The organism is Gallibacter intestinalis (genome assembly GCF_014982745.1).
Taxonomy (GTDB): Bacteria; Bacillota; Clostridia; order Peptostreptococcales; family Anaerovoracaceae; genus Gallibacter; species Gallibacter intestinalis.
Window position 1 is genome coordinate 49,109 of record NZ_JADCKA010000010.1, and the last position, 9,058, is coordinate 58,166.

The 9,058-nt window shown below is 43.2% G+C and carries 9 protein-coding genes and 1 tRNA gene; 9 read left to right on the forward strand and 1 reads right to left on the reverse strand.

The features are described 5' to 3' along the window. Positions 1 to 14: 14 nt before the first annotated feature. The 4 genes from INF20_RS06335 (at position 15) to INF20_RS06350 (ending at position 3,918) form a co-directional block, all read left to right on the forward strand. Positions 15 to 329 carry a DMT family transporter gene (locus INF20_RS06335; protein ID WP_226385535.1) on the forward strand — a complete coding sequence of 105 codons (315 nt, stop codon included), beginning with the start codon at positions 15 to 17 and terminating at the stop codon, positions 327 to 329. Between the two features lie 151 nt (positions 330 to 480). Continuing rightward, positions 481 to 1,764 carry an O-acetylhomoserine aminocarboxypropyltransferase/cysteine synthase family protein gene (locus INF20_RS06340; protein WP_226385536.1) on the forward strand — a complete coding sequence of 428 codons (1,284 nt, stop codon included), beginning with the start codon at positions 481 to 483 and terminating at the stop codon, positions 1,762 to 1,764. 54 nt (positions 1,765 to 1,818) lie between these two features. Next, on the forward strand, positions 1,819 to 2,733 hold the full coding sequence (gene metA / locus INF20_RS06345; RefSeq protein WP_226385537.1) for a homoserine O-acetyltransferase MetA: 915 nt from the start codon (positions 1,819 to 1,821) through the stop codon (positions 2,731 to 2,733). Between the two features lie 15 nt (positions 2,734 to 2,748). After that, positions 2,749 to 3,918, forward strand: coding sequence for a S41 family peptidase (locus tag INF20_RS06350; RefSeq protein WP_226385538.1), 1,170 nt, complete (start codon positions 2,749 to 2,751; stop codon positions 3,916 to 3,918). A gap of 29 nt (positions 3,919 to 3,947) precedes the next feature. On the opposite strand, the gene INF20_RS06355 is transcribed toward INF20_RS06350, so the two are convergent. Further along, the gene (locus INF20_RS06355; RefSeq protein WP_226385539.1) at positions 3,948 to 4,367 is read right to left on the reverse strand and encodes a PPC domain-containing DNA-binding protein; all 420 of its coding nucleotides are present in this window, start codon (positions 4,365 to 4,367) and stop codon (positions 3,948 to 3,950) included. Positions 4,368 to 4,536: 169 nt separating this feature from the next. Between INF20_RS06355 and thrC the strand changes: the two genes are divergently transcribed. From thrC to INF20_RS06380, 5 genes are all read left to right on the forward strand, one after another. After that, entirely contained in the window at positions 4,537 to 6,009 is a 1,473-nt protein-coding gene (thrC, locus tag INF20_RS06360; RefSeq protein ID WP_226385540.1) for a threonine synthase, read from the forward strand. Positions 6,010 to 6,177: 168 nt separating this feature from the next. Continuing rightward, positions 6,178 to 7,557 carry an MATE family efflux transporter gene (locus INF20_RS06365; RefSeq protein ID WP_226385541.1) on the forward strand — a complete coding sequence of 460 codons (1,380 nt, stop codon included), beginning with the start codon at positions 6,178 to 6,180 and terminating at the stop codon, positions 7,555 to 7,557. Between the two features lies 1 nt (position 7,558). Further along, positions 7,559 to 8,143: a GNAT family N-acetyltransferase gene (locus INF20_RS06370; protein WP_226385542.1), complete on the forward strand. Its 585-nt coding sequence runs from the start codon at positions 7,559 to 7,561 to the stop codon at positions 8,141 to 8,143. Positions 8,144 to 8,224: 81 nt separating this feature from the next. Further along, positions 8,225 to 8,312: transfer RNA gene (locus INF20_RS06375), tRNA-Ser, on the forward strand. A 406-nt stretch (positions 8,313 to 8,718) separates the two neighbouring features. Next, a complete protein-coding gene (locus INF20_RS06380; RefSeq protein WP_226385543.1) occupies positions 8,719 to 9,051 on the forward strand; it encodes a hypothetical protein in 333 nt (110 codons plus the stop codon). Positions 9,052 to 9,058: the final 7 nt, after the last annotated feature.

Genomic DNA, 9,058 nt, shown 5'->3' on the forward strand with positions numbered 1-9,058 from the left:
AAGGAGGTTAAATCATGCAGTGGATATACTTAATGATAGCAGGAATTTTTGAGGTTGTATGGTCGGTGAGCATGAAGCTTTCCGAAGGGTTTACAATTATGAAATTCACAATTATAACAGTACTTGGGATGATTTTAAGTTTTGCCTTTCTTGCTCAGGCGACGAAGAGCTTGCCTTTAGGCACAGCCTATGCCATATGGACGGGAATTGGGGCGCTGGGAGCGGTTATAGTAGGGATTATAGCCTTTAACGAATCGGCAAATCCTGCAAGACTGTTTTTTGCGCTGGTGCTTTTAGTGGGAATAATCGGTCTTAAATTAACTTCTTAATTTGAATTTATATCATCTGGATATGATTTCTAATCTATTCTTTTATAGATTAGAGGTCGATGGTATGGTATAATGGCAGTTATCAAATTGTATTTTTTTGACAGAGCAAAACGGACAGAAATTGTGCTATAAGCGCAGAATGGAGGACAAAATGAAGGATTACAGATTCGAAACCGAATGCATTCATGCAGGATATAAAGCGGAAAGCGGACAGCCTCAGGTGCTGCCTATCGTGCAGAATACAACTTACAGATATTACAACGGCGAAGATGTGGCTAAGCTCTTTGACCTGGAAAGCGCAGATTTCATGTATTCCAGACTGGGAAGCCCTACTGTAAGCGCCCTTGAGGAAAAGATGGCAAAGCTGGAAGGCGGTACTGCAGGTATAGCAACTTCCGCAGGCCAGGCGGCGAATCTGATAACAATGCTTAATATATGCCAGTGCGGAGATCATATCGTAAGTTCATCAGCAATTTACGGCGGAACTCACAATCTGTTTAATGTTACTCTCAAAAAGATGGGTATCGAAACAACATTTGTGGATCAGGACGCACCTATTGAAGAGATAAGAAAGGCATTTAAGCCTAATACAAAGGCTCTCTTTGCAGAGTCTTTAGGAAATCCTGCACTGTGCGTGCTTGATTTTGAAAAGTTTTCAACCCTTGCAAAGGAAGCGGGAGTACCTCTGGTAGTTGATAATACTTTGGCTTCTCCATACCTTTGCAGACCGCTGGAGCACGGTGCTGACATCGTAACACACAGTACAACTAAGTGGGCGGACGGTCATGCAACTTCCGTAGGCGGAATGGTTGTGGAAGGCGGCAACTTTGACTGGAATAAATACGCTGATAAATTCCCGGGAATGGTAGAACCGGACGAAAGCTATCACGGACTTAAATTCTATGAAAAATTCGGAAACACAGCTTTCTGCACAAAGCTGAGAGCGCAGATGCTCCGTGACTTAGGCTGCACAATGAGCCCGATGAACGCATGGCTCACTTTCCAGGGCCTTGATACACTTCCGCTGAGAATGGAAAGACACAGTGAAAATGCATACAAGCTGGCAAAATTCCTGGAAAACCATCCTAAAGTTGACTGGGTGATCTATCCGGGTCTTGAAGGAAACAAGCATTATGAACTGGCTAAAAAGTACCTTCCAAAGGGTGCCAGCGGTGTACTTTCCTTTGGCGTTAAGGGCGGCAGAAAAGCCGGCGAGGAATTTTTGGAAAACCTTGAGCTTGCCAGCATCGTAGTTCATGTGGGAGACATCAGGACAAGCGTTCTGCATCCTGCCAGCACAACTCACAGACAGCTCAGCGAAGAAGACCAGATTAAAGGAGGCATAAGACCTGAGCTTATAAGAGTTTCCGTGGGATGCGAAAGCTACGAAGATATTGAAGCTGACTTTGCACAGGCTTTGGAAAAAGTAAAATAGGATATACACAGAATATTTGAGTTAGATAAATTTGAGTAAAAGAAGGAGCAAAAAATGCCGGTAATAATACCTAACGGACTGCCTGCGGCCGAAAAACTGCAGGAGGAAAACATATTCACTATGAAAGAAGGCAGGGCGGTAACTCAGGATATTCGTCCTCTGGAAATCGCCATAGTGAATCTGATGCCGACAAAAATAGCCACAGAAACCCAGCTTGCAAGGGCGTTGTCAAATACGCCTTTGCAGGTTAACCTGACTTTGGTGCGCATGGAAAGCCACGAATCTCAGCATGTGTCTGAAGATCACATGGAGTCATTTTATACGACCCTTGAGGAGATAAAAAAGAAGAGATTTGACGGCATGATAATTACCGGAGCGCCAGTGGAGTTTTTTGAGTTTGAGGAAGTGGACTATTGGGATGAATTTAAGGAGCTGATGGAATACAGCAAAGAAAATGTATATAGCCGTATGTTCATCTGCTGGGGCGCTCAGGCGGGACTTTATTACAACCATGGGCTGCAGAAGAAGATTCTCGACCACAAGGTTTTTGGAGTATTTCCAATGAATGTTACAAGACCTCACAATCCGCTTATGAGAGGCTTTGACGAAGTGTTTTACGCACCACACAGCAGAAATACAGAGGTTCCGAAGGAGGAAATCTTAAAGTGCCCTGAACTGCGTATTTTAGCAGAATCCGATGAAGTTGGACCTCATATCATTTCCACGGAAAACGGCAGGGAAATCTATGTTATGGGTCATCACGAATACGACAGAGATACCTTGGCTCAGGAGTATTTTCGTGATGTAAACAAGGGCATCGATATTGCAATTCCAAAAAATTACTTCCCGGATGATAATCCGGAAAAAGAGCCCGTTATAACATGGAGAGGCTGCGGCAGCCTGCTCTTTGCCAACTGGCTTAACTATTACGTATATCAGAATACACCATATGATATTACGAAATTTTAATTAAAGGATAGGATTATGGAAGAGAAAAAGCCACGCAATAAAAACTTCTGGAAAGGGTTTGTTCTAGGCATTGTAGCAACTGCTCTTGTGGCAGGAGGTATACATTTCTGGCCTTCTGGAATGGATGAGGACAGTAAGATGAATGCTCTGGAAAACCTGGTGGAAAGTCAGTTCCTCTATGCCGACGATGTGGACGAGGATAATCTCTTGGAAGGAACATACAAAGGATATATCTCAGGACTGGGAGATAAATATTCCGTTTATTATACTCCGGAGGAATTTGCCGCATTTCAGGACAGCACAATCAGCGGTGAGTTTTACGGTATCGGTGTGGTGTTCACACAGGATATGAATACGGGGCAGATAAGTGTAAATAATGTATATGAGGATTCTCCGGCGGAAAAGGCAGGTATATCCCAGGGAGATATACTGGTTAAAGTCAACGGCGAAGAAGTCAGTGGTAAAGATCTCAATGCCGTAACATCCAATATAAAAGGCGAGGAAGGTACAGAAGTTAAGCTCACTTTCACTAAAGGAGAAAACGGAGAGGAATACACTAAATCCGTAAAAAGAGAAAAGATAACAGTTCAGACTGTTACAGGTAAGATGATGAGCGACGGTATCGCATATATTAAAATAAGCGAATTTACCAATGAAACTTACAATCAGTTTGAAGAGGTGTTTAAAAAACTTGAAAAGCAGGGCATGGAAGGCCTTGTAATAGACCTTAGAGACAATACTGGCGGAGTAGTGACAACTACCTGTGAGATATTGGATCAGCTGCTTCCAGAAGGTAAGATTGTTTACACCAAGGATAAAAATGGCAATGTCAAAGAGGAAGACTCCGATGCCGAGCATTATTTCGACAAGCCGCTAGCATTGCTAGTCAATGGATATACCGCCAGCGCGTCGGAAATCTTTACCGCAGCCATCCAGGATTATGATTTGGGCAGCATAGTGGGCACAAAGACTTTTGGCAAAGGTATTGTTCAGCAGCTCTTCCCACTGTCTGATGGAAGCGGAGTGAAGCTGACGGTTTCTGAATATTTTTCGCCGAAGGATCGAGAAATTCATGAGAAGGGTATTGAGCCTGATGTAACTGTAGAAGATACAAGGACGAGTGCAGAGGATACAAATGATGCGCAGCTGCAGCAGGCGATAAAGGAAGTTCAAAAAGATATGTAAAAAAAGAGGGAGTTGATAAAGGCTCCCTTTTAAAATTTGAATACATTTAGTCCCGTTTCATCATCATACTGCCTTTCAACGGTAGTATCTATAATATTTATAAACAGTTCGCAGGTACCGCCAATTATGCCTTCATTAAAGTGACCGGCATAGGCGGTGCCTTTTTCGTCTGCGGCATTTATGTGAAGATGTAAATAGAATTCTCCGTCCTTTTGAGATATATTGCCTAATAACGATGTGATTTCAAAATCACCGTCGTAGACATGCTTAATATACTGCTTTTCAGAAACCTGATAACAACCAATTTCAAGATGACTGGCAGCACCGATACCGGACACCTGCGCAGTTTTAATGTTTTCTGCCGTAGCTATTTTCTGTATCTTTTCGGCTATGCTTTCATCTCTGTCGATGCGGGCAATGATAGTGTTATCTATTCTTTTATATTCCATTTTTTATACCTCCATATGCTATCTGCTTAAAGTATATAACGGTATAAGGGAAAAGTAAATTTAATGAATGGGATAAAAGTCCGGTTACCTACATTGACGGAATACAGGGGCTGTTGATATAATAAAAATATTCTGAAAGATACAGCAAATGTTAATATGGAGAAGCAAAATGAAGTATAAGAGCACAAGAGGAAGCATATATACAAAGACAGCGCCTGAGGCAATAATAGCAGGACTGGCCGAAGACAAGGGCCTTTATGTTCCTGATAGCTTTCCGCAGCTGCCTTTTAAGATAGAGGACATGCAGGGAAAGACATATAAAGAGATTGCCTTTCGGGTTATGAAAGCCTTTTTCCCTGATTATACCGATACGGAAATGAAACATTGCGTTGACGGAGCCTATGACGGAAAGTTCGAGGCAGAGGATGTTGTGCCTCTAGTTGATGCAGCGGACACACATTTCCTAGAACTTTATCACGGCAGAACGGCAGCATTTAAGGATATGGCCCTTTCAATCCTGCCATATCTGCTTACGACTGCGATTAAAAAGGAAAAGGAAGACCATAAAATTTGCATTCTTACAGCCACTTCCGGCGATACAGGCAAGGCTGCACTGGAGGGCTTTGCAGATGTGGAAGGAACTGAAATAATAGTCTTTTATCCTAACGAAGGTGTTTCGGAGGTTCAGGAAAGACAGATGGTCAGCCAGGAAGGCGCCAACACCCATGTATTTGCCATTAATGGCAACTTCGATAACGCCCAGAGCGGAGTTAAGGCTATATTTAACGACGATAAAATCGCAGAGGAGCTGGCAGCAAAGGGGGTTAAGCTTTCTAGCGCTAATTCCATAAATATCGGAAGACTTGTGCCGCAGGTTGCCTACTATGTATATGCATATATAAAGTTGGTGGAAAGAGGAGCCATTAAAAACGGCGAGCCGATGAATGTAGTGGTGCCTACAGGAAACTTCGGCAATATTCTGGCGGCGTATTACGCGTATAAAATGGGAATACCTGTAAACAGATTTATATGCGCTTCAAATGAAAACAAAGTGCTGACAGACTTTATCAACACAGGAGTTTACGATATAAGAAGGGAATTCCATCTGACAAATTCTCCTTCCATGGACATACTTATTTCCAGCAATCTGGAAAGGCTGCTCTACCATCTGAGTGGCGATGACGGAGAGCAGATAAAGGCTCTTATGGAAGACCTTGACGGCAAGAAGGTCTATGAGGTTAGCGATAAGATTAAGGAAGGTCTCAAGGTGTTCTACGGCGGATTTGCCACAGTGGAGGAAACAAACGAAACCATCGGAAAGGTATATAAGGAAGCCGGCTATCTGATGGATACCCATACGGCAGTAGCATATAAGGTTTATGAGGATTACAAAAATGCCACCGGAGACAAAATTCCTGCAGTAATCGCTTCCACAGCAAGCCCATATAAGTTTGCTGATAGCGTGGCGAAGGCTATAGGCCTAGCAGAGTGCAAGGACGGCTTTGAATATGTAAGGGAAGTAAACGAGGCGACAGGAGTACCTGTACCTTCAGGACTTAAGGATCTTGATAAAAAGCCTGTGCTCCATACGGGAGTTCTTGACATAGATCAGATGGCTCAGGCCGTAAAGGATTGTCTGTAGGCTCATAGGCAAGATAATCGAGATAATATTAAAGCCTTTTAGAAGCATATAATCGGGCAGATACGAAAACGTTTTTGCCCGGTTTTTATTTTGCTGTGGGCGAGGTTTGACAGGGGATTGTGTCAGGCATAGAATTAAATAAAGACATCGTTTGGGGAGGCGATGAAATTGAAAACCAGAGAGGAATACCTGTTTGAAGAAGCTCCGGTCAGCCGTGCAGTACTGTCTCTTGTTGTTCCGACGGTTATAAGCCAGCTGATTACGGTAATATACAATATGGCAGACACCTTTTTTATCGGTCAGATAGGAGACCCAAATCAGGTGGCGGCTGTTTCTTTGTGTATGCCGATGTTCATATTCCTGACAGGCATGGCAAACCTCTTTGGTATAGGTGGTTCCAGCCTTATGGCAAGAAGTCTGGGCGTAGGAAATGTAGAAAAAGCTAGGAAAACAGCAGCATTCAGCATCTGGACAGCTGCAGCTACAGCCTTTGTATATGGCATAATATTGGCTTTATCCGAGTCAGTGCTGCTTCCTGTTGCAGGGGCGGATGCTCAGACCTATGAGTTTTGCCGAAAGTATCTGTTTTGGACAATCGTTGTGGGAGCTGTCCCGACGGTTTTAAATCAGACGCTGGCGCATCTGGTGAGGGCAGAGGGCCATTCGGCTCAAGCTAGCTTCGGTGTCGCTTTAGGTGGAGTTTTAAATATAATTTTGGACCCGATATTTATCTTTCCTCTTGGAATGGAGATTGCCGGAGCAGCGGTAGCTACAATGCTTTCCAATGTTATCGCTACCATGTATTTTATAGTATTTATCTGCTTTAAAGGTAAAGGAACAGATATATCCTTTAATCCTAAAAATTATTCCTTAGCAAGGGGTATACCAAAGGAAGTGCTTTTGGTGGGTTTACCAAGCTGTCTGATGAACCTCATGGGAGTTCTTTCAAATGTTGTTATAAACAAGCTGATGGCAGAATACGCAAATACCGCACTGGCAGGCATAGGCGTTGCAAAGAAGATAGATATGATGACCTTTGCCATTTCCACGGGCATGTCCCAGGGCGTGCTGCCGCTGATAGCCTATAACTATTCTGCGGGAAATTATAAGCGCATGAAGGCTGCCTTTAAGGTGGACTTCGTGCTGAGTTTTGTTGTGGCAATAATTACATCAGTGCTGCTGTTTACCTGCGCAGGCCCGATTGTTCAGGCATTTATAAACGATCCGCAGACCGTGGAATACGGAAGGCTGTTTCAGAGGATAATATGCATTACAGGCCCGTGTATCGCAGTAACAATGCTGTCGATTACGATGTTTCAGGCGGTTGGTAAAAAGCTTGAGCCTGGCATATTGTCGCTGCTGAGAAAAGGCGGACTGGATATTCCGTTTATGTTCCTGCTTAATCATCTGGCAGGAGTGAAGGGTATAGTGTGGGCAACTCCTATTGCAGACCTAGGCGCCATGATAGTAGCTTTGAGTCTGATAATCCCTTTCCTGGGAAGACTGAAAACCAAAGAAGAAACAATCGAAAATTTAAGTGAGAAATGATATGGAATATAAAAAGCAAAGACAATTAGAAACAAAACGACTTATACTGAGACCTTGGAATGAAGAGGATGCTCCAACGCTGTACAAGTACGCTAAAAGTCCGGATGTGGGGCCAATAGCCGATTGGCCTCCCCATACCAGCGTAGAAAACAGTAGAGAAATAATAAAGGATGTGCTTTCCGCGCCGGAAACCTACGCCGTAGTGCTTAAAGAAACGGGCGAACCTGTGGGAAGCATCGGTCTTATGATAGGCTCACGCAGCAATTTTCGTATTCCAGAAACTGAAGCGGAAATCGGCTACTGGATAGGTGTGCCTTATTGGGGACATGGCCTTATACCTGAAGCGGTCGAGGAAATGCTTCGCTATGGCTTTGAAAATCTTGGCCTTAAAAAGATATGGTGCGGCTCTTTTACCGGAAATGCAAAGTCAGCCAGAGTCCAAGAAAAATGCGGCTTTAAATACAGGACTACTGTGGAAGGTGCATATTCGGAGCTCATAGGCCAGAAAAGAGATATACGAGTTAGCGTTATGACCAGATGGAGATGGAAGCGCCTTACTGCAAAAAAACAGAGGGCAAATACATAATTTCCCCTTGAGAAGTGACGATTTTTATGGTATATTATCATTTGTTCAGCAAAAGTGAATATGCTAAACAGATAGCGATACGGAGGATTGACCGAGTGGCTAAGGAGCTCCCCTGGAAAGGGAGTAAGGTGTAACAGCCCCGTGGGTTCGAGTCCCATGTCCTCCGCCATAGTAAAAAAGACAGGTGATAAGCCTGTCTTTTTTAGTATAACAATGGGATGGGGCGAGAACCCACGGAGTGGGAGAGAAAGTCCCATGCGGATTTCGTCAGCGAAAACGACGATAGGAGTTAGAGCTGCAACGAAATGCGACAGCAGGGAGTGCGACAGCACGAGTCGGAGAGAGCTAAGCGAACGTTGTCCTCCGCCATAGTAAAAAAGACAGGCGAGTGCCTGTTTTTTTTAGTATAACAATGGAATGGGAAGAGAACCCACGGAGTGGGTGAGAAAAAACTATTTGTTCACCAACAATTCTGCCAACAAAATTTACATTTACTACTCGGAAAATCTGACTTATAATGAACCCAAAAACGAAGTTAGTGATTTATATAATAAAGAAAAGGATGTGAATAGGAAATGAATGAAAAGAAAGAACTTGTAATTTTTGAAACTGAAGACAATACAATTAAACTAGAGGTCCCTGTTGAAAAAGAAACGGTGTGGCTTTCGCAGTCTCAAATGACAGAATTGTTTGGTGTAGATAGGACAGTAATTACAAGACATGTTAACAATGTTTTTAAAGAAGGTGAACTCATTAAAGAAAGCAATGTGCAAAAAATGCACATTGCACAGACCGTAGACAAAGACCCAGTCTCAATTTCGAGATTGGGCTTTTTCTTTTTCCCACATAAAACTTTAGAGGTGGCTTTAGTTCATAATTGGTATCGGTTTAGTTACAATATTTCTTAAATACTGC